The sequence below is a fragment of the Pseudomonas sp. EA_65y_Pfl1_P113 genome, assembly GCF_963970525.1.
Classification (GTDB): Bacteria; Pseudomonadota; Gammaproteobacteria; order Pseudomonadales; family Pseudomonadaceae; genus Aquipseudomonas; species Aquipseudomonas tritici.
Window position 1 is genome coordinate 1 of sequence record NZ_CAXAQM010000343.1, and the last position, 530, is coordinate 530.

Genomic DNA, 530 nt, shown 5'->3' on the forward strand with positions numbered 1-530 from the left:
GGCTTTGCCTGGCAGTTCATCCCCAATGGCCAGCTCGTCGTCGGCTACAAGCTGGATCAATGGTGGAATGCGCGTTCGAGCTTCGATTTCGGGGGCCTCAGCCGCAGCGAGGATCTCCTGATTCACACCGCCTTCGTTCGCCTGACCTACCGTCCTTAGCTCCAGTCCCCCGTGCTCCAAGTCGCGGCCTTCCCTGCTTCGCCCGTATCGTTCGGCCTGATCTGCGATTTCGTATCGAGATTCCCGCCCTTCGATGCGTTCGAATTCCGGCAGATGGCGGTGACGTTGCGCCATCAGCTCGAGGCGCAATCTCATCTCGTCGCCGGGCTCGACGACGACATCGTCGCCTATCTCGGCTGGATACGTACCAGCAGAGACATCGCCGAGGCCTGGATGAGCAACCAGGGGCCGCTCACGGCGCTGGCGCAGGACGCGAACGCCATCGTCGTCACGGTTCTGGTTGCGTCGGATCGAAAACACATTCTGCCTCTGCTCCGGAAGGCCAAGACCGAAAACCCGGGTCTTCCGGT

The 530-nt window shown here is 61.7% G+C and carries 1 protein-coding gene; it reads left to right on the plus strand.

Annotated elements, in window-relative coordinates:
- Window positions 1-171 precede the first annotated feature (171 nt).
- Window positions 172-530 (plus strand): hypothetical protein (locus AACY52_RS29955; protein ID WP_339561325.1); only part of this gene is annotated, 359 nt, incomplete at its 3' end.